The sequence below is a fragment of the Comamonas sp. GB3 AK4-5 genome (genome assembly GCF_041320665.1).
Lineage (GTDB): Bacteria > Pseudomonadota > Gammaproteobacteria > Burkholderiales > Burkholderiaceae_C > Comamonas.
On the sequence record NZ_CP166730.1, the window covers coordinates 3391025 to 3414646 of the forward strand.

Here is a 23622-nt window from a genome sequence, read left to right on the forward strand (position 1 = left end):
TGTAGCTATGGTTTTTATTGGATTGTGCCAGCCGTTCAGCCCTGGCCACCGTAGCGGCGCTGCACGTAGTCCTGCACGATGGTCTGGAATTCCTGGGCAATATGCTCGCCGCGCAGCGTCATGGCCTTTTCGCCATCGATGAACACCGGCGCCGCCGGTGCCTCGCCATTGCCGGGCAGGCTGATGCCGATGTCGGCATGCTTGCTCTCACCCGGACCGTTGACGATGCAGCCCATGACGGCCACCTTCATGGCCTCCACGCCGGGGTATTGGGTGCGCCACACCGGCATTTCGCCCCGCAGGAAATCATCGATCTGCTTGGCCAGTTCCTGGAAGGTGGTGCTGGTGGTGCGGCCACAGCCCGGGCAGGCCGTGACGCTGGGCACAAACACGCGCAGCCCCAGGGACTGCAGGATTTCGGAGGCCACCACCACCTCTTGCGTGCGGGCCTCGCCCGGCAGGGGCGTGAGCGAGACGCGAATGGTGTCGCCAATGCCCTCTTGCAGCAACACGGACAGCGCGGCCGTGGAAGCCACCGTGCCCTTGGTGGCCATGCCGGCCTCGGTCAGGCCCAGGTGCAGTGCGTAGTCGCAGCGCTGGGCCAAGGCGCGGTAGACGGAGATCAAATCCTGTACGCCGCTGACCTTGCAGGACAGAATGATGTTGTCGGGGTTCAGGCCAATGTTCTTGGCCAGCTCGGCCGAGCCAACCGCCGAGGTGATCAGCGCCTCGTACATCACCTGGCGTGTTTCCCAGGGCTGGGCACGGCGGCTGTTCTGGTCCATGAGCTCGGCCATGATTTCCTGGTCCAGCGAGCCCCAGTTCACGCCGATGCGCACCGCCTTGTCGTACTTGGCGGCGATCTCGATCATCTGGCCGAACTGCTTGTCCTTTTTATCGCCCTTGCCCACGTTGCCGGGGTTGATGCGGTATTTGGACAGGGCCTCGGCGCAAGCCGGGTAGTCGGCCAGCAGCCGGTGGCCGTTGTAGTGAAAGTCCCCCACCAGCGGCACGTACTCACCCATGCGGTCCAGCTGCTCGCGGATATAGGGCACGGCGGCGGCGGCCTCGGGGGTGTTGACGGTGATGCGCACCATCTCCGAGCCGGCCTGGGCCAACTGGCGCACCTGGATGGCGGTTTCCACGGCATCCACGGTGTCGGTATTGGTCATGGACTGCACGCGCACCGGCGCGTCGCCACCCACGGTGACCACGTTGTTGCGCCAGACCACTTTGGCCTGGCGCGATTTGCGCGGCAACGGACTGGCAATCGCAATCGGACCGCCTGCCTGCTGCTGCAAATTTTGCGAATCTTTCACTTCTTACTTCACCTCAAATCGGGCCACGTTCTCGCGGGCCACGGTCCCCAGATCGAACACGGCACCGCTCACTTGCACATCGACCGCATCCACGCGGCCAATCACCACCGACAGCGGCTTGGCTGCCTGGGTTTCAAAAAATTCACCCGCATTCAGGGTTTTTTGCTCCAACACCTTGCCGCCACCGCGCACCTGGATCCAGGTGGCCGCGCGGGCCTGAATGCGCAAGGTGGCAGCGCTGCCAGCCAATGCATCCTGCGCTGCGGGAGGCGCGATCGGCACAGCCACTGGCGCTGGAGTTGGATTTGGGGCCACCTGCGGTTGCACGGCGGGCTCGGAAGCCAGCGGCGCGGCGGCAGAAAGCAGGCTGGCAGGCGTCACCGCCGCGGCAGCAGGGCTTTCCATCTGCGCAGCCACATCGGCTGCCGGAGCTGCGGCAGACTGCTCGGACAACAGGCTGGGCTGGTCCGCCGTGACATCCGCCGCAGGGAACGCAGCGGGCGCAGGCGTGGCGCTGGATACTGCCCCCCCCATGGCCCGCTCCGAGCGCTCCTGCACCGACGCCACCACGGCATCGCGCAAATCCTGTTGCTGCGTGAAATACCAGGCACCGCCGCCGGCACCGGCCAACAAGGCCAAGGCCAGCCATTTCCAGACGCCTGCGGCATGGGGGGTGTCGTGCACCGAGCGCACCGCCTTGTCGCGGAAGGGCTCGTTGATGCCAGGCCCCGGAGCCGTGAACTTTTGCGTAGCCGCAGACTTGGGCAACAGCGCCATGACGGGCGTCGCATCCACCTGCAGAGCTTTGCAAATGCTCAGTGCCAGCGAACGGGTGAACACCGCGTCCGGCAAGGTCTGCCAGTCATCGGCCTCCAGCGCCCGTAGCTTGGCCACGGGCACCTTCAGCACATCGGCCAAGGTGGACACATGCATGCCAGCGGATTCGCGGGCATGGCGCAACAGACTGCCAGCAGTCTGGGGGGCTGGGGACGTATCAACGAGTTCTGTCACATCTGCTTCCTGGAGCTCAACCACTGAAAGCTCCTTGCTCATAACGTTGCCATTCTTTGGAATCTGGATAGCGCCGCTGCAGCTGGTCTGCAAGCTGGCGCATGGCTGCCGCATCGCCCACGGCCCGTTCCACACGGATACCCAGCCACAGCGATTCGGCATTCGCATACTCACCATTGTTCAGGCGGCGGACATAAAAGCGCGCACGCTCCAAGTCCTGGCGCCGAAACAGCAAATCCCCAAGATGGTAGGCGATCACGGGGTTGCCTGCATCCATTTCATGGGCTTTGAAGAAAGATTCTTCTGCACCGGCCAGATCACCCGAGCGCCGCTGGCACATGGCCTTGGCCATCATGGACTGGGCCCGCGCCCCATAACGGGGCAGCGCCATCACTCGCTCCAGCGCCGCAATCCCCTGTGCATACCGCCCTTGCTCGCACTGCAGCCACCCGGCATTGTGCAGGGTATTGGGCTCACCGGGCTGCAAGGCCAGGGAGCGATCCAGGCTGGCCTGTGCTGCCGGCCAGTCCTGCAAGGCCATCAGGATCAAGCCCTGCAGGTTGTAGGCCTCGGCATTTGTGGGCTCGGCCGCCAGGGCCTGCGCCACCTCTCCCAGCGCCACCTGGTGCTGCCCTGCCTGGTAGTAGCTGACGGCCAGCTCCATGCGGATGCGGGCACGGCGGGCGGTATCCGGCATCTCGGGCGTCGCAGCAGCAGCCGCAGATGCTGTCCTTGCAGCACCAGGGGCCGCGCAGCCCGTCAAAAATCCCAGCAGCAATGCAGTTGCACCCCATGTCATGGTCCACCGTTGGCAGAAATCCCTGGCATTCCCGGAGTGCAAGCGCATAAGGCCTCTTGTTGCTGGTGTTTCTGTCTTTGCTCGCGCTACCCGCCTACCCGGCCACCGGCTTCAGCACGATGGTGCGCTGCTTGGCCATGCGCTCCGCCGCGCGGGTGCGGTCCTTCACGTCTCCCGCCAATTGTCCACATGCGGCATCGATGTCGTCGCCGCGCGTCTTGCGCACCGTGGTCACAATCCCGGCGTCGCTCAGGTATTTGGCAAAAGCGGCCACGCGCTCGTTGCTGGAGCGCAGCAGGCCCGATGCGGGGAAGGGGTTGAAGGGAATCAGGTTCAGCTTGCACCAGGGCTTGCCATTGCCGTAGCTGCGAATCTGCTCCACCAGCTGCTTGGCATGCTCGGGCTGGTCGTTGACGCCATCGAGCATGCAGTACTCGAAGGTGATGAAGTCGCGCGGCGCAAACTCCAGATAGCGCTGGCAGGCCTGCAGCAGCTCTTCCAGCGGGTATTTTTTGTTCAGCGGCACCAGGTTGTCGCGCAGCAGATCGTTGGGCGCGTGCAGTGACACGGCCAGCGCCACGGCGCAGTCCTGGGACAGCCTGTCCATCATGGGCACCACACCCGAGGTGGACACGGTGACGCGGCGGCGCGACAGGCCGTAGCCGTGGTCGTCCAGCATGGCGCGCAACGCCGGCACCAGGGCACTGTAGTTTTGCAGCGGCTCGCCCATGCCCATCATCACCACATTGGTGATGACACGGGTGCCGGTCTTCAGGTGCTGGCGCAGGAAATGCTCGGCAAACCACAGCTGGGCCAGGATTTCACCGGTGGACAGATTGCGGCTGAAGCCCTGGTGGCCGGTGGAGCAAAAACGGCAGCCCACGGCACAGCCCGCCTGCGAGGACACGCACAGCGTGCCGCGGTCGTCTTCGGGAATGAATACGGATTCAACGGCATTGCCGTCACCCACGTCGAACAACCACTTGATGGTGCCGTCGCGGGATTCATGCTGGGTGATGACAGGCAGCGGGCGAATTTCCGCCTCGCGCTGCAGTTTTTCACGCAGCGACTTGGCCAGATCCGTCATCTGGTCGAAGTCCTTCGCGCCACGCTGGTGGATCCAGCGGAACAGCTGGGTGGCACGGAAACGCTTTTCCCCCAGTTGCTCGCAATAAGCAACCAGCCCCTGGAGGTCGAAATCTAAAAGATTGGTAGTCATATCTGCATGCCCTGACCCCTGCATGGGCGAGACCCCCCATGCAGGAGGGCCGCCATAGCAGCAGCCTTGGCCAGCATGGGAGTCATGGAATTAACGTGCGTAGACGTTCATGCCGGGGAAGAAGAAAGCGATTTCCACAGCGGCAGTTTCGGGAGCGTCGGAACCGTGCACGGCGTTGGCGTCGATGCTGTCGGCGAAGTCGGCGCGGATGGTGCCCTTCTCAGCCTTCTTGGGGTCGGTGGCACCCATCAGTTCGCGGTTCTTCAGGATGGCGTTTTCGCCTTCCAGGGCTTGGATCATCACGGGGCCGGAGATCATGAAGTCCACCAGATCCTTGAAGAAAGGACGGGCAGCGTGCACGGCGTAGAACTGCTCGGCTTCGCCGCGCGACAGGTGCACCAGCTTGGCAGCAGCGACCTTCAGGCCGGCGTTTTCAAAACGCGAGTAGATCTGGCCGATCACGTTCTTGGCAACTGCGTCGGGCTTGATGATGGAGAGGGTGCGTTCGATAGCCATTTGATTTTCCTAATCAGGTTTAGTTTGTTTTTTGCCACACCGGCAAAACCCTTGATTCTACCGGGGCGGCATAAAGCCTTGGTGAGCGAATCGCAATCCGCTCAACGACTTCCACCGCGGCGACCGCCGGAACCCTTTTTCTGCGTGGCGCGATAGCGCTCCAGGCTGTCCCTGCCGATATAGCCGGCCGAAGTCTTCAGGGGGTCGGGCTGGGAGCTGCGCTTGGCGCGCACGGCGCTGCTGCGTGCCGCACCTTCGTCGCCAAACAAGGCGCCCAGACGTGCTGGACGATCGTGCTCGGGCGCATTGCCCTCCTGAAAGCGGCGAGCCGCCTGCGGGCGCGAGGCACCGGGGCCACCACGGCGGCTGCCGGCACGGTCCGCGCTGGCGCGGCGCTGGCCTGTAGCAGCGCCTTCACGCGGCGCGGCCTTGGGGATGACGGAGCCAGCCGCCTGCATCAGCGCCTGAATGTCTTTTTCGTCCAGCTCCAGCCAGGCACCACGCTTGAGACCCTTGGGCAGCATCATGGCGCCATAGCGGATACGAATCAGACGACTGACCGCATGGCCCACGGCCTCGAACATGCGGCGCACCTCGCGGTTGCGGCCTTCCGAAATGGTGACCCGATACCAGCAATTGGCTCCTTCACCGCCGCCGTCCTCGATGGAGCCAAAAGCGGCTTCGCCATCTTCCAGCTTCACCCCGTCCAGCAGGCGCTGCTTTTCTTCCTTGCTGAGCGCTCCCAGCACGCGCACGGCGTATTCGCGCTCCAGGCCGAAACGTGGGTGCATCAGGTTGTTGGCCAGGGCGCCGGAGCTGGTCAGCAGCAGCAGGCCTTCGGTGTTCAGGTCCAGACGCCCCACCGACTGCCACTTGCTGTTGTGCAGCTTGGGCAGCTTGCGAAACACCGTGGGGCGGTTTTGCGGATCGTCATGCGTCACCACCTCGCCCACGGGCTTGTGGTAGGCGATCACCCGTGCGGGTGGCGGCTCGATGCGAAAGTGAATGGGCTTGCCATTGACCTTGATCTGGTCGCCAAACTGCACGCGCTGGCCCACGTGGGCAGGCTCGTTGTTGACCGAGATGCGGCCCTCGGCAATGAGTTTTTCCATTTCCAGGCGCGAGCCCATACCGGCCTGGGCCAGCACCTTGTGCAGCTTGGGCGATTGGGCCTCGGGCTGCAGCACGCGCTTGGTGGGCTCCAGCTCTTCGCGGGCTTCATCGGCGTCGAGCACGCCCGACACCACATCTTCAAAAGCGTAGCCCTGCGCATCTTCTTGCGCAATTTCCGCCATGGAAGGGGTCACAGGAGATGCGGCGACCCGGGGTGCAGCGGCGCGTGACGCACGCGCGCCGGCCAACGAAGGCTTGCCTGGGGCGCGACGCCCCTGGTTTTTGGAATTCATACGGTCCATTCACTGCGCCAAAGGGCGCAGACATAGTGATCAAACTGCGGCAAAGCCTTGAAAGCGGGTTTCAAAGCCTGGCCCATGTGTTACCTGTTTTTCCAGATCCAGCTCTGGTTGGCATCGCCTTCGGCATCACCATCACCCGCCTCATCGGGCTCTGGCTGCTCTGGCTGCTCTGGCTGCTCTGGCTGCTCTGGCTGCTCTGGCTGCTCTGGCTGCTCTGGCTGCTCTGGCTGCTCTGGCTGCTCTGGCTGCTCTGGCTGCTCTGGCTGCTCTGGCTGCTCTGGCTGCTCTGGCTGCTCTGGCTGCTCTGGCTGCTCTGGCTGCTCTGGCTGCTCTGGCTGCTCTGGCTGCTCTGGCTGCTCTGGCTGCTCTGGCTGCTCACCAATAGCATCCTCGATCCGCGCGCCCTCCGGCAAAACACCTTGGGCTTCCAGCTGCGCAAACAAATTCGCCTGCACTTCGGAAGACTCCAACATGGGCAACTGGTCCAGCGACTGCAGCCCCAGGTCATCCAGGAACTGGCGGGTGGTGGCAAACAAGGCCGGCCGGCCCACGGTTTCTCGGTGGCCGATTTCCTCGATCCAGCCGCGATCCTCCAGCTGCTTGATGATCAGGCTGTTCACCGTCACACCGCGGATATCCTCGATATCCCCCCGCGTCACCGGCTGGCGATAGGCAATGATGGCCAAGGTCTCCAATGTGGCGCGGGAATATTTAGGCGGCTTTTCCGGGTGCAGGCGATCCAGATAGATGCGCATGTCGGGCCGGCTTTGAAAGCGCCAGCCCGTGGCCACCTGCACCAACTCCACACCCCGCTGGGTCCAGTCGCGTTGCAGGGAAAGCAGCAAGTCCTTCAGCGTGTCGGTGCCCAGTACGCCGTCAAACAGCGCGCGCAAGTCCTTCAGCGGCACCGGCTGGTGCGCACAGATCAAGGCGGTTTCGAGCACCCGTTTCGCATCTACCGTATTCATAAGCGGAGATTTTCGGGGGAAAAGAACGGATTGACGTTCTATGAGAGTGCGCCTTCACAGGCGTGCCACACAGCGCCATCGCCTTGCCCCGAAACCCATCGGGGCACAGCAAGGGCTGTACTAATCGGGCGGATTGTAGCGCAGCCCCAAAAACTCGACTGCCGCCATGAAATCCGAGGGCGGCTGGCTGCGCAGCAGCAAGGCCTCGCCCGTGATGGGGTGGGCAAAGCCCAGCCGGTAGGCATGCAAGGCCTGGCGCTGCATGCCCGCCATAGGAGCGCCGGCATACAAGGTGTCGGCCAGCAACGGATGCCCCAGCCAGGCCATGTGCACGCGGATCTGGTGGGTGCGCCCGGTGTGCAGCTTACAGTGCACCAGGCAGGCCGCGTCCATGCCATCCACCAGCTGGATATCGGTCTGCGCCGGCTTACCCGCCTGGCTACCCAGGTCCACCACGGCCATGCGCAAGCGGTTGCGCGGGTCGCGGCCAATGGGCTGGCGCACCTCGCGCAGGCCACCGCGCCAGGCGCCCTGCCCCAGGGCCAGGTACTGGCGGGAGACATCGCGCCGCGCAATCATGGCCACCAGCGCATCCATCACCTGCCGGCTCTTGGCCACCACCATCAAACCACTGGTGTCCTTGTCCAGCCGGTGCACGATGCCGGCGCGCGGCACCTGGGCCGCAGCGGCATGGTGGGCCAGCAGGCCGTTGAGCAGCGTGCCGCTCCAGTTGCCCGGCGCGGGGTGCACCACCAGGCCGGCCGGTTTGTTGACCACCAGCAGGTGCGCATCCTCATAAACCACATCCAGGGCCATGGCCTCGGGGCGGAAAGACTGGCTCTGCGCCGTGGGCCGCATCTCCACCTGCAGCCGGTCACCCAGGCGCACCTTGGCAGACGGCTTGGTCGCCACCACACCCTGCACCTGCACCGCCCCCTGGGTCAGCAGCTGCTGCAGATAGCTGCGCGAAAACTCGGGCACCAGCTCGGCCAGGACCTTATCCAGGCGCAGCCCATGCAGGCTGGCTGGCACCTCTACGGAGCGCAGCTCGGCCTGTTCGGTGGACAGACTCCACTCGTCGCTTTCGGCGCCTTCCACGGACTCGGCTTGCTCCGTCACGGACATTTCCTATTCATGCATGGACAAAAAAGCCAGTGCCCGCAGGCACTGGCTGTGTGGAATCGGCTGCCTGCGGCAACTCAACGCGAAGGCAGATAGCGCGAGGGATCAACCGGCTTACCCTGGCGGCGCACCTCAAAGTGCAGCTTGACACGGTCGGCGTCGGTGCTGCCCATTTCGGCAATTTTTTGACCCTTCTTCACATTCTGGTCTTCCTTGACCAACAGCTTCTGGTTGTGGGCGTAGGCCGTCAGATAGGTGTCGTTGTGCTTGAGGATGATCAGATTGCCGTAGCCACGCAGGCCCGCGCCGGCATACACCACGCGGCCATCGGCCGCGGCGGCCACGGGGTCGCCCGCCTTGCCGCCGATGTCCACGCCCTTGTTGCGCGACTCATCAAAGCCACCCAGCACCGGGCCGGATGCGGGCCAGATAAAGCCCATGCTGCTGTCGCTGGCAGGTGCCGGCGTCTTGGGTGCGGGCTCTGCCGGCTCGGCACTGCCACCACCCACCACCACCGGTGCCACGCCGCGGCCACCCGAACTGGAGCCGGCCGAAGCCGTTGCGCTGCTCGGCGGCACCACGCGCACCACCTGACCCACTTCGATCAGGTTGGCGTTTTCCAGATTGCTCCAGCGGGCAATATCCTTCCAGCTTTGGCCATGCTCCAGGCCGATGCGGATCAGCGTGTCACCCGGCTTGACGGTGTAGTAGCCCGGCTTGCCGGCATTTTCGTAACCCGGCAGGGTGGAAGGATCCACCGCCGGTTTGGAGGAAGACGAAGAAGAGCTCGTGGACCGTGAACCACGGTCTTCCACGGGAGCCTTGTTCACTTGTGCGCAGCCCGCAAGAATTCCTCCTGCAACGACCAACGTTCCCCAAGCGCTAAGGCTTCGCGTAAACAACATATGTAATTCCCTTTCAGGCAATCCCCGATTTTAGAGGGACAAAATTCACCGCTTCCAATACGGCTTCTTGGAAACCGTAAGGAGTTTTGTCTATCACCAGCAGAATCTGCTGGCCATTGCTGCGGGCCATAGGCGCCACCAGGCGCCCACCTACGGCCAACTGGTCACACCAGGCGACAGGCAAGGCGTCACCGCCCGCGGCCGCAATGATGCCCGCATAGGGCGCTCCTTGCGCGTAGCCCTGCATCCCGTCCCCAAACAACAGATGCACATTGGTGAGTCGCAAAGGACGCAAATTGTTCCGCGCTTTTTCATGCAGACCGCGCAAACGCTCCATGGAGTAGACCTCCTTGGCCACCCGCCCCAGCACCGCAGCCTGGTAGCCGCAGCCGGTGCCGATCTCCAGCACCCGCCCCAGGCCGCCACGCGCGCCTTCGGCTCCCAACAGCAGCTCAATCATCCGCGCCACCACGCTGGGCTTGGAGATGGTCTGCGCCAGCCCGATGGGCAGGCTGGTGTCTTCATAGGCCTGATTGACCAGGGCCGTGTCCACAAACAAATGCCGCTCCACCGTGCCCATGGCCTGCAGCACGGCGGCCGATGTGATGCCCGATGCCGCCAGGCGCTGCACCATGCGCGTGCGCACGGCAGCCGAGTCCAGCCCCACGCCGCTGGGGGCGTACATGGCGGCTGCAGCCGGCTTGGCACCCACACCGGCGCGCACAGGGCGCCCCGCAGCCGGGGCACTGGTCAGCGGCCCCAGGCGTGCGGGAAAGCTCGGGCGCTTGGGTTGGTTCATGCATCCTCCTTGCGGGCCGCAGCTGTTTCCAGGCGCGCTGCGGTCTGCGCCCAATACACCAAATGGTCGTGATCGGTCAGGTCCACCTTCAGCGGGGTCACCGCCACATGGCCCTGGGCCGTGGCGTAAAAGTCTGTGCCTTCGGATTCATCCTTGGCCGCCCCTGCGCTGCCAATCCAGTACATGGTCTCTCCGCGCGGGCTGACCTGGGTGATCACCGGCTCGGCCGAGTGGCGCCGCCCCAGGCGGCAGACTTTCAGCGCACCCAGCCGGGACAGCGGCAGGTTCGGAATATTCACATTCAGCAGCCAGGGCGCCGTGCCCAGCAGCTTTTGCTGCATCAACTGGGCCACCATGTCGCGGGCCTTGGCGGCGGCGGCATCCAGCTCCAGCCAGTCGCGCTCCACCTGGGAAAACGCAATCGAGGGCACTCCAAACAGATAGCCCTCCATGGCGGCGCCCACGGTGCCGGAATACACCGTGTCGTCACCCATGTTGGCGCCGTTGTTGATGCCCGAGACCACCAGGTCGGGCTTGTAGCCCAGCAGCCCGGTGAGGGCGATGTGCACGCAATCGGCCGGCGTGCCGTTGACATAGCGGAAACCATTGGCGGCCTCGCGCACAGACAGTGGCGAGTGCAAGGTCAGCGCATTGGACTTGGCGCTGTTGTTGTGCTCCGGCGCGACGACCTCCACATCGGCAATGGTCTTGAGGGCGGCGTGCAGGGCGACGATGCCTGGCGCCTGGTAGCCGTCATCGTTGGAAATAAGAATCTTCATGCTGAACAAAAGGTTGCCCGGATTGTAGGGGCAGCCTCTGCCTCCCGCATTCTTGTCACCCGCACGGAACTATCCGGCATCGGCCAAAAGTGATACGTTCTGTCACACTCCAACACCCTGCAGCTTCCCCATTGCAAAGGACCATCCGTGGCTGAGCGTTCCGTTCCCGATATTGCGCGAGAAACCCTCAAATTGCTGGCCAACCGACGCCTGCCCCCCACGCCCGAGAACTACCAGCTGGCCTACGAGGAAGTCGCCGGCCACCTGCCCACGCCCCCCTTCCCGCACAAGGCCCTGCGGCAGATCTTTGGCGTGCTGCCCACCCAGTCTGCCGTGCAAAAACGCATTGCCCTGCACTTCAACCAGGCCATCAACGACCAGAACTGGCATGGCATTCAGCAGGCCATCCTGGCCTATGCCCATATGGACGAGGTCAAGAATGCGCTGCAGCCTGGCGGCGGCGCCCAGGCCCCGGCCATGCCGCAAATGCTGGATGTGCTGCCGCCCGAGCTGGCCGAGCAGCTGGCCCGGGTGCTGGACCATATCCTGCCCATGCTGGCGGAAGAGGCCGACCAGCGCATGCACGACCTGACGGACCAGTTGGTGAATTTCCTGCGCGTTTCCCCGCCGCCGCTGCAAGACCTGCTGCATATGCTGCAGAACTACGCCTACCGCCTTTCCTTTGCCACCGAGGACCAGGCCCAGCGCCGCCGGGCCATCCAGGGCATGCTGCAGACCTCCGTCACCCACACGGCCGAGCTCAACGCGCATGACACCATCATGCAGACCCAGAGCCAGCAACTGCTGGCCGCCATGGAAAAGCCCTGGACGCTGCGCCACCTCGACCAGCTGCAGCAACAGCTGCAAACCCTGCTGCTGCGCGAGCTGGACCTGCATGACAAGACCCTGGAGGTGCAGGAGCACATCAAGGCCTTGCTGGGCGAAGCCCTGCAACGCCTGGCCGTCCTGTCCGAAAACAGCAGCACCCAGACCGGTCACATCGAGCAATGCGCCAGCCGGCTGGAACAGGCCAAGGGCCTGGCCGACATGGCCAGCGTGCTGGAGGAACTAGTCGGCGCGGCCCGTGCCATTGCCTCGGACAACCGCATCGCCCATGCGGCTTTGCAAGACCTGCGCGACCGCTCCGAAGAGGAGCAGCGCTCCATCCAGACCCTGCAAAAAGCCCTGGACAGTGCCGAAGAGCTGGCTCGCCACGACCCCCTGACCCAGGCCCTGAACGCCAAAGGCCTGGAAGAGACCCTGGAACGTGAGCTGGCCCGTGCCCAGCGCCACCATGGGCCTTTGAGCCTGGCCTCCATCGCACTGGAAGGCCTGCAAGCCCTGGCGGTGGAACAAGGCATGGCCGTGGTGGAACAGGCCCAGCGCCACCTGGCCGTGGTGGCCCGCTCCGTGCTGCGCCCGCAAGACCAGCTGGCGCGTGACCAGCCCAACCATTTCTTTCTGCTGCTGCCCTCCACCACGATCGAAGACGCCCGCCAGGCCCTGAATAGGCTGCAGCAGGAACTGATGCAGCGCCCTCTGCTCAGCGAAGACGAAAAAACCGGCCTGCAGTTCAGCGCCGGCCTGGTGCAGGCCTGGCCCATGGAGTCACGGCTGGACCTGCTCAACCGCGCCGACCAAAGCCTGCAGGACGCCCGCATGGCAAGCCCCGGCAGCCACCAGGCCCGGCATTAACTTTCCCAACCCCTGCTTTCAGCAGCCCCATGCCTACTGCGGCCAGGGGCTGCTGCAGCCCGCGCCTGCGCCGCGCCGGGGGAGCAGCGACAATCAGCGCCCACCTTTTCCATTTTTTCACCGGCTTCGCGCCCCCTCCATGTCCTTTGCTGCCCTGGGCCTTGCCCCTTCCCTGGCCCACGCCGCCCAACAACAGGGCCTGATCGCCCCCACCGCCGTGCAAAGCGCGGCCCTGCCCGCCGTGCTGCAAGGGCAGGACCTGCTGGCCTGCGCGCCCACGGGTTCGGGCAAGACAGCCGCCTATGTGCTGCCCCTGCTGCAGCAGTGGATGCTGGCGGATGCACCCGCCGGCCCACGCCCTACCCACACCCTGGTGCTGGTGCCCACGCGCGAGCTGGCCAGCCAGGTGGCCGAGCTGCTCTACCACCTGGGCCAAAGCCTGGGCCGCCGCCCCAAGGTGGCCGTGCTGGTGGGTGGCGTCTCCATCAACCCGCAGCTGCTGGCCTTGCGCGGCGGCGTGGACTGGGTGATTGCCACGCCCGGCCGCCTGCTGGACGTGGTGGAGCACAGCCGCTTGCAGCTGGACCGCATCCACAGCCTGGTGCTGGACGAGGCCGACCGCCTGATGGACCTGGGCTTTGCCGAGGAGCTGGACCGCGTGCTGGCCCTGCTGCCCGCCACCGGCCAGCGCCAAAGCCTGCTGCTGTCCGCCACCTTCCCACCCACCGTGCAGGCCGTGATCCCCCAATTGCTGCGTGCAGACCATGCCAAGGTGCAGGTGGAAGACACCCACCAGCAGGACGCCACCATCGTGCAGCGCGCCGTGCTGCTGGACGGCAGCGCACGCACCGCCTTGCTGCGCGAGCTGGTACAGGCCGCCGGTGCACCGCGCACCCTGGTGTTTGTGGCCAGCCGCTACAGCGCCGAGCATGTGGCCTTCAAGCTCAAGGCCCATGGCATTACGGCCCGCGCCTTCCACGGCGAGCTGAGCCAGGGCGCACGCCAGGCCGCGCTGCAGGACTTCAAGACCGGGTCGCTGCAGGTGCTGGTCACCACCGACCTGGCCGCACGCGGCATCCACATTGCCGAGCTGCCCCAGGTGGTCAACTACGACCTGCCGCGCTCCCCCACCGACTACACCCACCGCATAGGCCGCACCGGCCGTGCCGGCAGCAGCGGCCTGGCCATCAGCCTGGTCAGCCCCGCCACCCAGGCGCATTGGCAGCTGATTGCCAAGCGCAATGCGCTGGAACTGCCACTAGAAACCCTGGACGCCTATCCGCTGACCGAACAGCCCCCGGCCCGCGCCCCCCACGAGGACGGAGACAACGGAGGCATCAAGGGCAAGCGCATGAGCAAAAAAGACAAGCTGCGCGCTGCCGCAGCCGCTGCTGCGGGCGGACAATCCCAACCCGATCCGCATTGAGTTTCGCTGCAACGCAGCCCCCAACCGCCACCCGGCATGCCCCGCCAAAACACCAGTCCCTCCGACTTTCCCGCCGCCATACGCCAGCAGATTGCACAGCTGGCGCAGCGCATCACCGCCGAGCGCAAGCGCCTCGGCGCCACCCAGGTGCAATGGGCCGAGCAACTGGGCATTTCCCAGCCCACCATGGCCCGATTGGAGCGCGGTGACCCCGCAGTCTCCATGGCCACCTATGTGGCCTGCCTGACGCTGATCCACCCGACGCTGGACCTGACGGTTCTGCTGCCCACGGCAGACACCGCTGCGGCGAACTCCGCTCCCAATCCGATAGCTATAACTGCTGATGCAGAAAGCGCTAGCGGCATAAAACCCATCAAACACAGCAGCGGCAGCAGCGCTACCACATCGGACCCGCTCACCGCCGAGCAGCAGGCCCAGGTCGCCCAGCAATTCGCCGCCGCCAAGGCCGCGCTGGACGCATTCAAAAGCCCGGGGTTTTAGAACCTCCCCCGGAAGAAATCCTGGATCGCATGGCGTTTTGATGCGCTTGGCTCCCCTATGTCTGGGCTAAGTCTTGCTGCCCAGACTGCATGGCAATTCCTTCACCGCCCAAGGAGCACGCCATGCACCCCATACCTGTCACCCGCAGCGCCGACTGGCTCAACAAGGTTCCGGAAATCACGCTGTCGTTCTGGATCATCAAAATCATGTCCACCACGGTGGGCGAAACCGGGGCAGATTTTCTGGCGGTCAATGCCGGCTGGGGCCAGGGCCTGACCCGCGCCGTCATGGGGACCTTGCTGGCAGCCGCCTTGCTCCTGCAGCTGCGCAGCCGCCGCTACACACCGTGGATGTACTGGTTGACCGTGGTGCTGGTCAGCGTGGTCGGCACCCAGATCACCGATTGGCTCACCGACGGCATGGGCATCAGCCTCTACCTCAGCACGGCCTTGTTTGCCGCCATGCTGGCCGCCATCTTCTTTGTCTGGTACCGGGTGGAGCACAGCCTGTCCATCCACAGCATCGTGACACGCAGGCGCGAGCTGTTTTACTGGTCTGCCATCCTCTGCACTTTTGCGCTGGGTACTGCGGCCGGCGACCTGGCCACCGAAGCCCTGGGCCTGGGGTTCACCTGGGGCGCGCTGGCCTTCGGTGCACTGATTGCCGCCACCTACATGGCCTGGCGCCTGGGCGGCCATGCCGTGCTCACCTTCTGGCTGGCCTACATATTGACGCGCCCATTCGGGGCCGCACTGGGCGATCTGCTGACCCAAGCCAAGACCTATGGTGGCCTAGGCATGGGTGCCATGACCACCAGCGCCCTCTTCCTCACGGTCATCGTGCTGCTGGTAGGCATGGCGCAGTACAGCCAGTCTGCAGTCCGCCCCAGCGCAGTGATCGCCAAATAACTTGTTTCACACCAAGGAGCCACCATGTCCACCTTCATGCCCAAGCACCTCCGCCGCTCTGCAGCCGCCCTATCCGCCACCTTGCTTTTGGCCTTGGCGGCCGGCTGCTCTCCCTCACCTTCTCCCACCCCTGTTCACGGCAGCGCAGATGCCGCAGCCACCGGCGCCCCCCAGACCGCCATGGCCCATTCCAAGCTGGGTGATCTGTCGGCGTTTCGCAGCATTGCCATCGATGTCAACACCCTGGTGGACAGCGGCAAGCTGCCTGCCGCCAAGGAGCGCATCAAGGATTTGGAGCGGGACTGGGACCAGGCCGAGGCCGGCCTCAAACCCCGGGCCGCCAGCGACTGGCATGTACTGGACAAAGCCATCGATCAGTCCCTGTCCGCCTTGCGTGCCGACACGCCCAATCCTGCGGCCTGCAAGGCCGCCATGGCGGCCCTGCTGAAAACCTTTGACGCACTCCAGAACCCCGCCTGAGCCACAGGCGTGTAGGCTGTGCGCATTGCCATGGAGGCTGCATGCGGGTATTGCTGGTGGAAGACGATCCCATGATTGGCGCTGCGATGCAGGCCGCATTGAAAGATGCGTCCTATGCCGCAGACTGGGTGAAGAACGGGCAAACCGCCCTCTCCACCTTGGCGGCCCAGGCTTACGACCTGGTGCTACTGGACCTGGGCCTGCCCGGCAAGAGCGGGCAGGAGGTGCTGGCCAACCTGCGCGCCCAGAACAATCCGGTGCCCTTGCTCATCATCACCGCGCGCGACGGCCTGGAAGACCGCTTGCTGGGCCTGGACGGCGGGGCTGACGACTATGTCACCAAGCCTTTTCAGATGGCGGAGCTGCTGGCCCGCATGCGCGCCGTGCTGCGGCGCAAAGGCGGCCAGGCCGCGCCCCAGTTGGGCAACGGCGTGCTAGCGCTGGACCCGGCCAGCAAAACCGCTTGCGTACAGGGCGGCACCGCGCAACAGCTTTCCGCACGCGAGTTCGCCCTGCTGCAGGCCTTGCTGCTGCGGCCCGGCGCCATTTTGTCGCGCAGCCAGTTGGAAGGCCATATCTACGGCTGGGGCGAAGAGGTGGAGAGCAATGCCGTGGAATTCCTCATCCACGGCCTGCGGCGCAAACTGGGCAGCGAACACATCAAAAACGTCAGGGGCTTGGGATGGATGGTGGCCAAAAACGTGTGAATGCCTCGCTGCAACGCAGGCTGTCCCTCGGCCTGTCACTGGCTATTGTGCTGGTAGCCCTGGTGGCCGGGGTTTTCTCTTTTCTGTCCGCCATGGACGAGGCCCATGAGCTGCAAGACGATGTGCTGCGCCAGGTGGCGCAGTGGGCACAAATCCAGCCCTTGCCCGCCTCCGTGACCCCACCCCGTTTGCAAGGGGTGGAAGAAGAGGCCCGCGTCATCGTCCAGCATCTGGGCAGCGGCCCTGCCACGCCAGGCTCGCTCGCGCTGCCAGCCGGCTTGGCCGATGGGCTGCAAACGCTGAATGTGGGCGGCCAGCCCTACCGGCTGCTGCTCAGCACCTCAGCCTCTGGCGAGCGCCTGGCCGTGGCCCAACCCTTGGCCTTCCGCGACGAAATCGCCCGTGACAGCGCGCTGCGCACCGTCATGCCGCTCTTGCTGCTGGTACCGGTGCTGCTGCTGATCGTGGCCGCGCTGGTGCGCCGCATGTTCCGGCCCATGGCCGCGCTCGCCCAGGAAATCGAGCAGCGCGCCGAGCATGAGCTGCGCCCCGTTGCGGAGCAACAGCTTCCAGCCGAAGTACAGCCTTTTGCCGCCGCCATCAACCGCCTGCTCGCAAAGGTGGAGCAGTCCATGCAAGCCCAGCGTCGTTTTGTGGCGGATGCGGCCCACGCGCTGCGCTCGCCGCTGACGGCGCTGTCGCTGCAGGCGGAGCGGCTGGCGGAGGCCGAGATGTCCGCCCAGGCGCAGGAGCGGCTGGCCGTGCTGCGCCTGGGCATAGAACGTGGTCGCCAACTGCTGAACCAGTTGCTGAACTTGGCCAGGGCCCAGTCACCTGCCGAGCGGGCACCGGCTCCACTGTCCGCCCAGGGCCTGTACCGCCAGGTACTGGAAACGCTGATGCCGCTGGCCGAAGCCAGGCAGATCGATCTGGGGGTGGAAGGCGAGCAGGACGCTCAGCTCTGGGCCTGCGAGCTGGACCTCTTCACCCTGCTCAGCAATCTGGTGGACAACGCCATTCGCTACACGCCGCCAGGGGGCCGGGTCGATCTGTCGGTACACACCCACCAGAACCAGGCCACATTACGCATTCAGGACAACGGCCCCGGCATTCCATTGGCCGAGCGGGACAAGGTGCTCCAGCCTTTTTACCGCCTGCTGGGCAACGATCAAACCGGCTCGGGCCTGGGCTTGTCCATTGTGCAAACCATTGCCCAGCGCATGGGCGCGGATATGCAGCTGGATTTCAGCGACCCGGAACGGCAAAGCGGCTTGCGCGTGGAGATATGCCTGCCGCTGTACCAACCTACGCACCAAGGGCTATGACGCAGGGGCAGGTATGCAGGAGTGGGCTTTTGCATTGCCACAATGCCTACCACAAGCCCCCACAACGGCCAGACAGCGCTTCAGGCGCGGCGCGCGCCCGCAGGCAGTTGAACATACGACCAGGGCACGCAACAAAGCATCAAGCGCTGTATGGGCACCCCCCAACGAGGCACCGACAAAGCCGCAAGGCTTTGCAAAAGACGCTCAACCACGCCAGCTCAGCTGGGGGAAATTCCTAAAACGCTGTCAGCCCACTGTTTTCAACGGTGCATTCCCATGCCCATGGCCAGCACGGCGGCGATATTGCGTGCCGTGCTGCGCACATTGTGTTCGGCCTCGGCCAGCGCTTCGGGCAGCGTGCAGATGCGGCTGAGCACGCTGAAGGTGGCATCTATGCCATGGGCATGCACCAGCTCGGCGTTCTGGCCCAGGCTGCCGGCAATGCCAATCACGGGCTTGCCATGGCGCTTGGCCACGGTGGCCACGCCAAAGGGGGTTTTGCCAAAGATGGTTTGCTGGTCAATGCGGCCCTCGCCAGTGATCACCAGGTCAGCATCCTGCACGGCCGCGTCCAGGCCCAGAGCCTGGGCGATGATTTCGCAGCCCGGCCGCAGCTGGCCACGCAAAAACGCCAGCATGGCCGCCCCCATGCCACCGGCCGCACCGGCACCCGGCACGGCATCCACGGCCACACCCAGATCGCGCGCAATGATAGCGGCGTAATGTGCCAGGGCCGCATCCAGGCGCTCCACCATGGCGGGGGTGGCGCCTTTTTGCGGGCCGAAGATGGCCGAAGCGCCGCGCGCACCGGTCAAGGGGTTGTCCACATCGCAGGCCACATCGATGCGGCAGTCACGCAGGCGTGCATCCAGGCCCGAGGCATCGATGCGCGCCAGCTGCGCCAGCGCTGCGCCGCCACGCTCCAGGTCGTTGCCGGCGGCATCCAGCAGCCGCACGCCCAGGGCCTGCAACATGCCGGCGCCGCCGTCATTGGTGGCGCTGCCGCCCAGGCCCAGAATCAGCTGGCGCGCGCCGGCATCCAGGGCCGCGGCAATCAGCTCGCCCATGCCATAGCTGGTGGTGATTTCGGGGTTGCGCTGCGCAGCCGGCACCAGGGCCAGGCCGCTGGCGGCGGCCATCTCGATCACGGCCGTGCGGCCGTCACCCGTGAGGCCGTAAAAGCCGGTGACGGGTTGGCCCAGTGGGCCGCTCACCTGTACTTGCACCAGCCGGCCCTGCGTGGCCTCCACCATGGCCTGCACCGTGCCTTCGCCGCCATCGGCCATGGGCAGCTTCACATACTCGGCCTGGGGGAAGACCTGGCGAAAGCCCAGCTCGATCTGCGTGGCCACTTCCAGCGCCGACAGGCTTTCCTTGTAGGAGTCGGGGGCGATGACGATTTTCATGGCCTGCGCTCAGTCCTCTGCGGCAGTGGCTGCCTGGCGCTCGCAGGCCAGGGCAATGGCCCCCGCAATCGCTGCACGGGCCTGGGGGCTGTTCTTCCAGCAGCTCGTCCCCACCAGCGCGGCAGCGCGCTCCACCACGTCCAGCATGCTGGCTTGGGACAGCTGGCGCAGCGAGGCAAAGCCCAGTTGCTCCAGGCGCGCCACCACCGTGGGGCCCACGCCTTTGACGCCCAGCAGCGCCTGGCGCTCTTCAATGGGAAAGCCCATGGTGATCTCCTGTAGACGGATGATTTTCAGTATGGAGAACCATAGCACGGCATGCGCGTGCAGCTTGCGTTCTGGCGGTGCAAGCCTTTCACCCCACCCCCTCGAAGGAACAGGTCAGGGCGCTTTGCTTCATCCACCAAATCGCTCTCGATAGACCACGGGCGTAATCCCCAGCCGCCGCACAAACAAATGGCGCAACGCCTGCTCCGATCCCAGACCCACCTTGGCAGCCACGGTTTTGAGCGGCAGCGTGCCCAGGTTTTCCAGCAGCTGCTTGGCCCGCTCCAGCCTGGCGTTTTCCACAAAGGTGCTGGGGCTGCAGCCGGTCTCCTGCTGGAACACGCGGCGGAAGTTGCGCTCGCTCATGGCTGCCTTGTCGGCCAGCAAGGCCAGGGGCATGGGCTGGTCCAGGTGCGCCAACACCCATTGCTGGGCGGCCTGCACGCCGCTGTGCTGTGTGGCCTGCGCCGCCAGCGAGACGCTGAACTGCGACTGCCCGCCCGGGCGCTTGAGGTACATGACCAGATCGCGTGCCACATCCAGCGCCAGCGCGTGGCCAAAGTCCTGCTCCACCACGGCCAGCGCCAGGTCGATGCCCGCCGTCACCCCGGCCGACGTCCAGTAGCCGCCGTCGCGCACATAGATGGCATCGGCATCCACGGCAATGGCGGGATAGCGCTGGGCCAGCAACCCCGCCACGCTCCAGTGCGTGGCCGCGCGCCGCCCATTGAGCAGGCCGGCCGCCGCCAGAAAAAAGCTGCCGCTGCACAGGGCAATCATGCGCCCCACCTGCGGGGCCACACGGCCCACCCAATCCACCAACCCGGGCGATGCGGCCAGCACCTGCTCGATGTGGCGCGAGCCCACCAGCAGCACGGTGCAGCCCGTGCCCTCGGCCTCCAGCTGCGCCAGTGAATGTGTGGCCTGCAAGCCCATCAAAGTGTCTGACTGCACCAGACCGGTTTGCGCGGCCACCACGCGCACCACATAGCCATCGGCCAGGCCCTGCTGGCGCAGATGCACATTGGCGTAATCAAACACCGACATCGGGCCTATGGCCTCCAGGGCCTTGAAGCCGGGGTAGACAAGCAGATCGACGCGGTGGGCGCCTGCGTGGCGGTGTTCCATACAAAAATCAGAGCATTGTGTGCATAGAGGGCAAGCACCACAGGCCTTTTTGATAAGAAAACCGCAGCGCGCTGGCGCCGACTATACGCAAGCCAGTCCCATGGCTGCGTCACCGCCACGGGCGGCCGTCGTTACAGTCAGGGCTTGTTCCGGTTCCGTCTCTCCCCCTGCCCATGATTCCTGCCCCGCTGTTCTCCATCCCCCAGCTCCTGCTGCTGCTCTCCCCTTTTCTGGCCATGGCACTCGGCGCCGGACTGTTGCTGCACGGCCTGCTGTGGTGGAGCCGCCACCGCCATCTGACTGCCGCACAGCGCCCCCGCTTTTGGCGCCCCACCACCATCGTGCTCGCTCTGCTGGTGCTGGCCGGCGGTATCTGGGGAGGGGTGCTGCTGTGGAAGATGCAGCAGATCAGCCACCAGGTCGAGCTGCGCGCCCATTACCGCCAAAGCCGCCAGCAGTTTGTGCTGCCCCAGGACTTTCAATATGGCGAACTGGTGATTCCCCAGGGCAGCCTGGTCAACCGCTACGACCCTTTTGACAACGGCGAACCCCAGCGCCCCTTGGGTTTGCGCGGGCTGCGCACGGTGCGCTTTCCCCATCCCGTGCAGGTGGCCGGCGTCTGGGCCACGGCCATGGAAACCGGCCCCACACGGCTGGAACTGGCGCGCGACCAGTCAATCAGCCCGGTGTTTCACTTCGACAGCAAGGCCAACAACGGCTATGGCGCCTGGGTCAAAGACCCAAAGCGCAGCCACCTGGCCTGCAAGCAAGGCGAATACGCCTGGTTTGAGGTCCCCCTGATTCCCTACGACATCCAGGAGGAGTTCGGCAAGCCCGGCCCCGACGGCCCTGAGGCGCGCTTTCGTCCCAGCCAATGGACCGTCACACGCTGCGAAAGCGACTGGGGGCCTATCGAGGTCAAGCCCGTCTACACGGGCGCCGGCCCCGACGACGCCCAGCCCCAGGTCTGGGGGCCGCTGCTACCGGACAGCGGGGACTGAAGCCTCAGCCCTGGCGGCTTATGCCACTTATGCGGTCATGCCTTGCTGCGCCTGCCCAGCATGGGCACGCAGTTGGGCAATCGTCTGCTGGTAATCGTCAGAACCAAAGATCTCGGTACCGGCCACGATGGTGTCGGCCCCCGCAGCCACCACGGCGGCGATATTGGAGCGCTTGACCCCGCCATCCACCTGGATGCGAATACCTGGCGCCAGGCGATCCAGCAGCGCCCGTGCGGCCTGGATCCGAGGATAGGCCAGCGGCAAAAAAGACTGCCCACCAAAGCCGGGGTTGATGGTCATGATCAAGACCATGTCGAGCTTGTCGTGCAGATGCTCCAGCACCGCCAGCGGCGTGGAAATATTCAGCGCCAGACCGCTTTGGCAGCCCAGGTCCCGAATCCGTTGCAGGCAGCGGTCCACATGGGGCGTGGACTCGTAATGGATGGTGATGGCATTCGCGCCGGCCTCGGCAAACTCCTCAATCAAGCGCTCGGGCTGGGCCACCATCAAATGCACATCCATGGGTGCCTGGATGCCGTGCTTGCGCAGGGCCGCCAGCACGGGCACGCCAAAGCTCAGATTGGGCACAAAGCAGTTGTCCATCACATCAAAGTGAATCATGTCGGCCCCTGCGGCCAGCACACGTTCGACATCGGGGCCCAACTGCGCCAGGTTGGACGGGGCAATCCGCAAGGGGTGGCGAGAGGTGTGGCTTGTCATATCCAGGAGAGGGGTGAAGTTGGCGCGCATGGTAGCGCTGTTCCAACTTCGAATAACGAAGCAACGCAGCGGCGCCGGCCCGGGCATGGATGAAATTCGGCTATCGATATACGCAAACCGCACTTCATTCCAAATTCATCTGAAGTTAGATTTCTTAACAACTATTTCAGATGAAGGATTCTCCATGCCCCGCTTTTCTGTGACCCGTATTGCCGCCGCTGCCGTGCTGGGCCTGTCCACATTGCCCTCCTTCGCCCAGAACCTGCCCGCCGAGGTGCGCCTGGCCTGGGCCGGCGGCCCGCGCGTGTGGGTGCTGGGCAAGATCGATGGTTCTTTCGACAAGGCCTTTGGCACCAAGACCCGGTGGGTGCAGTTCGCCTCGGGCGCCGATGTGCTGAGCCTGTTCGCCGCCAAGGAGATCGACATTGCCCGCTTTGGCTCCAGCCCGGCCGCCGCCGGCATTGCGCGCAAGCTGCCCATCGAGGTGATTGGCACGCCGGAGATCATTGCCACGGCCGAGCGATTGATTGCCCGCGACGGCATAGCTGATCTCAAAAGCCTGGAGGGCAAGACCGTGGCCTATCCGGCCAATTCCACCGCGCAATACGCTTTCGAGCAGGCGGTGAAGCTGGCCAAGGTGGACCGCAGCAAGATCAAGACGCTGACGCTCAAGCCCGCCGAAATCGTGGCCGCCTGGAAACGCGGCGACATCGATGCTGCCTATGTCTGGGGCCCTTTCACCCAGCAGTTGGAGGCCAGCGGCGGCAAGCAGATCTATGTCACCAAGGATTTGCAAAAGCAGCAGGTGCTGGTGTTCAACAACTTTGTGGTGCGCAAGGAGTTCGCAGAGCAAAACCCCGAGCTGGTGGCCAAGTTTTTGCGCGTGGTGCAAGACAAGGTGGAGCAATACCACAAGGACGAAGAAGGCTCGGTGCAGGCCATTGCCAAGCACCTGGACATTCCGGCCGACAGCGTACGCACCACCCTGGCCGGGCTGGAATACCCCTCACTGCAGCAGCAGCTGACGCCGGCTTTTATCGGTGACGACAAGACCAAGGCGAACTCGCTGATCACCCGGGCCTACAAGGACTCGGCCGAGTTCCTGGCCAGCATTGGCGAGCTGCGCAAGCAGGAGATTCCGGTCAACTACGGCCCCTACATCAACACCCGGTATCTGCAGCGCGCTGCGGCCACCAAGTAAGCAGG

General features: G+C 64.9%; 24 protein-coding genes. 9 read left to right on the forward strand and 15 right to left on the reverse strand.

Annotated features, from left to right (window positions below; translation table 11 throughout):
* Nucleotides 1-35 precede the first annotated feature (35 nt).
* The 11 genes from ispG to surE all read right to left on the reverse strand — a co-directional run bounded on the left by ispG (nt 36) and on the right by surE (nt 10852).
* The gene (gene ispG, locus ACA027_RS15340) at nt 36-1319 is read right to left on the reverse strand and encodes a flavodoxin-dependent (E)-4-hydroxy-3-methylbut-2-enyl-diphosphate synthase (RefSeq protein ID WP_370679068.1); all 1284 of its coding nucleotides are present in this window, start codon (nt 1317-1319) and stop codon (nt 36-38) included.
* Between the two features lie 3 nt (nt 1320-1322).
* The gene (locus ACA027_RS15345; RefSeq protein WP_370679069.1) at nt 1323-2330 is read right to left on the reverse strand and encodes a RodZ domain-containing protein; all 1008 of its coding nucleotides are present in this window, start codon (nt 2328-2330) and stop codon (nt 1323-1325) included.
* Between the two features lie 16 nt (nt 2331-2346).
* Entirely contained in the window at nt 2347-3129 is a 783-nt protein-coding gene (gene pilW / locus ACA027_RS15350) for a type IV pilus biogenesis/stability protein PilW (protein WP_370679070.1), read from the reverse strand.
* 94 nt (nt 3130-3223) lie between these two features.
* Nucleotides 3224-4348 carry a 23S rRNA (adenine(2503)-C(2))-methyltransferase RlmN gene (rlmN, locus tag ACA027_RS15355; protein WP_370679071.1) on the reverse strand — a complete coding sequence of 375 codons (1125 nt, stop codon included), beginning with the start codon at nt 4346-4348 and terminating at the stop codon, nt 3224-3226.
* Between the two features lie 90 nt (nt 4349-4438).
* The gene (gene ndk / locus ACA027_RS15360) at nt 4439-4864 is read right to left on the reverse strand and encodes a nucleoside-diphosphate kinase (RefSeq protein WP_370679072.1); all 426 of its coding nucleotides are present in this window, start codon (nt 4862-4864) and stop codon (nt 4439-4441) included.
* 101 nt (nt 4865-4965) lie between these two features.
* Nucleotides 4966-6270, reverse strand: a complete 1305-nt coding sequence (locus ACA027_RS15365; protein ID WP_370679073.1) for a pseudouridine synthase — start codon at nt 6268-6270, stop codon at nt 4966-4968.
* An 89-nt stretch (nt 6271-6359) separates the two neighbouring features.
* A complete protein-coding gene (gene scpB / locus ACA027_RS15370) occupies nt 6360-7247 on the reverse strand; it encodes an SMC-Scp complex subunit ScpB (protein WP_370679074.1) in 888 nt (295 codons plus the stop codon).
* Between the two features lie 120 nt (nt 7248-7367).
* Entirely contained in the window at nt 7368-8372 is a 1005-nt protein-coding gene (locus tag ACA027_RS15375) for an RluA family pseudouridine synthase (RefSeq protein WP_370679075.1), read from the reverse strand.
* A gap of 74 nt (nt 8373-8446) precedes the next feature.
* On the reverse strand, nt 8447-9274 hold the full coding sequence (locus ACA027_RS15380; protein WP_370679076.1) for a peptidoglycan DD-metalloendopeptidase family protein: 828 nt from the start codon (nt 9272-9274) through the stop codon (nt 8447-8449).
* A 13-nt stretch (nt 9275-9287) separates the two neighbouring features.
* Complete coding sequence (locus ACA027_RS15385) at nt 9288-10073, reverse strand: protein-L-isoaspartate(D-aspartate) O-methyltransferase (protein WP_370679077.1); 786 nt, start codon at nt 10071-10073, stop codon at nt 9288-9290.
* Entirely contained in the window at nt 10070-10852 is a 783-nt protein-coding gene (gene surE / locus ACA027_RS15390; RefSeq protein WP_370679078.1) for a 5'/3'-nucleotidase SurE, read from the reverse strand. The genes ACA027_RS15385 and surE overlap by 4 nt, the downstream gene beginning before the upstream one ends.
* A 147-nt stretch (nt 10853-10999) precedes the next feature.
* Between surE and ACA027_RS15395 the strand changes: the two genes are divergently transcribed.
* The 7 genes from ACA027_RS15395 to ACA027_RS15425 all read left to right on the forward strand — a co-directional run bounded on the left by ACA027_RS15395 (nt 11000) and on the right by ACA027_RS15425 (nt 17894).
* The gene (locus ACA027_RS15395; protein WP_370679079.1) at nt 11000-12547 is read left to right on the forward strand and encodes a GGDEF domain-containing protein; all 1548 of its coding nucleotides are present in this window, start codon (nt 11000-11002) and stop codon (nt 12545-12547) included.
* A 139-nt stretch (nt 12548-12686) separates the two neighbouring features.
* Complete coding sequence (locus tag ACA027_RS15400; protein WP_370679080.1) at nt 12687-13973, forward strand: DEAD/DEAH box helicase; 1287 nt, start codon at nt 12687-12689, stop codon at nt 13971-13973.
* 36 nt (nt 13974-14009) lie between these two features.
* Complete coding sequence (locus ACA027_RS15405; RefSeq protein WP_370679081.1) at nt 14010-14474, forward strand: helix-turn-helix domain-containing protein; 465 nt, start codon at nt 14010-14012, stop codon at nt 14472-14474.
* A 122-nt stretch (nt 14475-14596) separates the two neighbouring features.
* Nucleotides 14597-15382, forward strand: a complete 786-nt coding sequence (locus ACA027_RS15410; RefSeq protein ID WP_370679082.1) for a hypothetical protein — start codon at nt 14597-14599, stop codon at nt 15380-15382.
* Nucleotides 15383-15406: 24 nt separating this feature from the next.
* Nucleotides 15407-15862 (forward strand): hypothetical protein, encoded by a 456-nt coding sequence (locus ACA027_RS15415; RefSeq protein WP_370679083.1) that lies wholly within the window; start codon nt 15407-15409, stop codon nt 15860-15862.
* Between the two features lie 41 nt (nt 15863-15903).
* Complete coding sequence (locus tag ACA027_RS15420) at nt 15904-16569, forward strand: response regulator transcription factor (protein ID WP_370679084.1); 666 nt, start codon at nt 15904-15906, stop codon at nt 16567-16569.
* On the forward strand, nt 16545-17894 hold the full coding sequence (locus tag ACA027_RS15425; RefSeq protein WP_370679085.1) for an ATP-binding protein: 1350 nt from the start codon (nt 16545-16547) through the stop codon (nt 17892-17894). The genes ACA027_RS15420 and ACA027_RS15425 overlap by 25 nt, the downstream gene beginning before the upstream one ends.
* Before the next feature lie 260 nt (nt 17895-18154).
* Here the strand turns inward: ACA027_RS15425 and ACA027_RS15430 are convergent, their stop codons facing one another.
* The 3 genes from ACA027_RS15430 to ACA027_RS15440 form a co-directional block, all read right to left on the reverse strand.
* Nucleotides 18155-19300 carry a glycerate kinase gene (locus ACA027_RS15430; protein ID WP_370679086.1) on the reverse strand — a complete coding sequence of 382 codons (1146 nt, stop codon included), beginning with the start codon at nt 19298-19300 and terminating at the stop codon, nt 18155-18157.
* A gap of 9 nt (nt 19301-19309) precedes the next feature.
* Nucleotides 19310-19567 carry a helix-hairpin-helix domain-containing protein gene (locus ACA027_RS15435; RefSeq protein ID WP_370679087.1) on the reverse strand — a complete coding sequence of 86 codons (258 nt, stop codon included), beginning with the start codon at nt 19565-19567 and terminating at the stop codon, nt 19310-19312.
* Between the two features lie 129 nt (nt 19568-19696).
* Entirely contained in the window at nt 19697-20695 is a 999-nt protein-coding gene (locus tag ACA027_RS15440) for a GlxA family transcriptional regulator (protein WP_370679088.1), read from the reverse strand.
* Nucleotides 20696-20868: 173 nt separating this feature from the next.
* Between ACA027_RS15440 and ACA027_RS15445 the strand changes: the two genes are divergently transcribed.
* Complete coding sequence (locus ACA027_RS15445) at nt 20869-21696, forward strand: hypothetical protein (protein ID WP_370679089.1); 828 nt, start codon at nt 20869-20871, stop codon at nt 21694-21696.
* Between the two features lie 27 nt (nt 21697-21723).
* On the opposite strand, the gene rpe is transcribed toward ACA027_RS15445, so the two are convergent.
* Nucleotides 21724-22416 (reverse strand): ribulose-phosphate 3-epimerase, encoded by a 693-nt coding sequence (rpe, locus tag ACA027_RS15450; RefSeq protein WP_370679090.1) that lies wholly within the window; start codon nt 22414-22416, stop codon nt 21724-21726.
* Between the two features lie 184 nt (nt 22417-22600).
* On the opposite strand from rpe, the gene ACA027_RS15455 reads away from it, so the two are divergent.
* Complete coding sequence (locus ACA027_RS15455; protein WP_370679091.1) at nt 22601-23617, forward strand: ABC transporter substrate-binding protein; 1017 nt, start codon at nt 22601-22603, stop codon at nt 23615-23617.
* Nucleotides 23618-23622 lie beyond the last annotated feature (5 nt).

What these genes read in the sequence shown, in the direction of transcription:
- ACA027_RS15400 (WP_370679080.1), top strand. Translation starts at nt 12,687, where the DNA reads ATGTCCTTTGCTGCCCTGGGCCTTGCCCCTTCCCTGGCCCACGCCGCC.
- rpe (WP_370679090.1), bottom strand. Translation starts at nt 22,416, where the DNA reads ATGACAAGCCACACCTCTCGCCACCCCTTGCGGATTGCCCCGTCCAAC.
- ACA027_RS15455 (WP_370679091.1), top strand. Translation starts at nt 22,601, where the DNA reads ATGCCCCGCTTTTCTGTGACCCGTATTGCCGCCGCTGCCGTGCTGGGC.
- ACA027_RS15365 (WP_370679073.1), bottom strand. Translation starts at nt 6,270, where the DNA reads ATGAATTCCAAAAACCAGGGGCGTCGCGCCCCAGGCAAGCCTTCGTTG.
- ACA027_RS15410 (WP_370679082.1), top strand. Translation starts at nt 14,597, where the DNA reads ATGCACCCCATACCTGTCACCCGCAGCGCCGACTGGCTCAACAAGGTT.
- ACA027_RS15375 (WP_370679075.1), bottom strand. Translation starts at nt 8,372, where the DNA reads ATGTCCGTGACGGAGCAAGCCGAGTCCGTGGAAGGCGCCGAAAGCGAC.
- ACA027_RS15385 (WP_370679077.1), bottom strand. Translation starts at nt 10,073, where the DNA reads ATGAACCAACCCAAGCGCCCGAGCTTTCCCGCACGCCTGGGGCCGCTG.
- surE (WP_370679078.1), bottom strand. Translation starts at nt 10,852, where the DNA reads ATGAAGATTCTTATTTCCAACGATGACGGCTACCAGGCGCCAGGCATC.
- ACA027_RS15415 (WP_370679083.1), top strand. Translation starts at nt 15,407, where the DNA reads ATGTCCACCTTCATGCCCAAGCACCTCCGCCGCTCTGCAGCCGCCCTA.
- rlmN (WP_370679071.1), bottom strand. Translation starts at nt 4,348, where the DNA reads ATGACTACCAATCTTTTAGATTTCGACCTCCAGGGGCTGGTTGCTTAT.
- pilW (WP_370679070.1), bottom strand. Translation starts at nt 3,129, where the DNA reads ATGACATGGGGTGCAACTGCATTGCTGCTGGGATTTTTGACGGGCTGC.
- ndk (WP_370679072.1), bottom strand. Translation starts at nt 4,864, where the DNA reads ATGGCTATCGAACGCACCCTCTCCATCATCAAGCCCGACGCAGTTGCC.
- ACA027_RS15430 (WP_370679086.1), bottom strand. Translation starts at nt 19,300, where the DNA reads ATGAAAATCGTCATCGCCCCCGACTCCTACAAGGAAAGCCTGTCGGCG.
- ACA027_RS15405 (WP_370679081.1), top strand. Translation starts at nt 14,010, where the DNA reads ATGCCCCGCCAAAACACCAGTCCCTCCGACTTTCCCGCCGCCATACGC.
- ACA027_RS15445 (WP_370679089.1), top strand. Translation starts at nt 20,869, where the DNA reads ATGATTCCTGCCCCGCTGTTCTCCATCCCCCAGCTCCTGCTGCTGCTC.
- ACA027_RS15435 (WP_370679087.1), bottom strand. Translation starts at nt 19,567, where the DNA reads ATGGGCTTTCCCATTGAAGAGCGCCAGGCGCTGCTGGGCGTCAAAGGC.
- ACA027_RS15440 (WP_370679088.1), bottom strand. Translation starts at nt 20,695, where the DNA reads ATGGAACACCGCCACGCAGGCGCCCACCGCGTCGATCTGCTTGTCTAC.
- ACA027_RS15380 (WP_370679076.1), bottom strand. Translation starts at nt 9,274, where the DNA reads ATGTTGTTTACGCGAAGCCTTAGCGCTTGGGGAACGTTGGTCGTTGCA.
- ACA027_RS15425 (WP_370679085.1), top strand. Translation starts at nt 16,545, where the DNA reads ATGGATGGTGGCCAAAAACGTGTGAATGCCTCGCTGCAACGCAGGCTG.
- scpB (WP_370679074.1), bottom strand. Translation starts at nt 7,247, where the DNA reads ATGAATACGGTAGATGCGAAACGGGTGCTCGAAACCGCCTTGATCTGT.
- ACA027_RS15420 (WP_370679084.1), top strand. Translation starts at nt 15,904, where the DNA reads ATGCGGGTATTGCTGGTGGAAGACGATCCCATGATTGGCGCTGCGATG.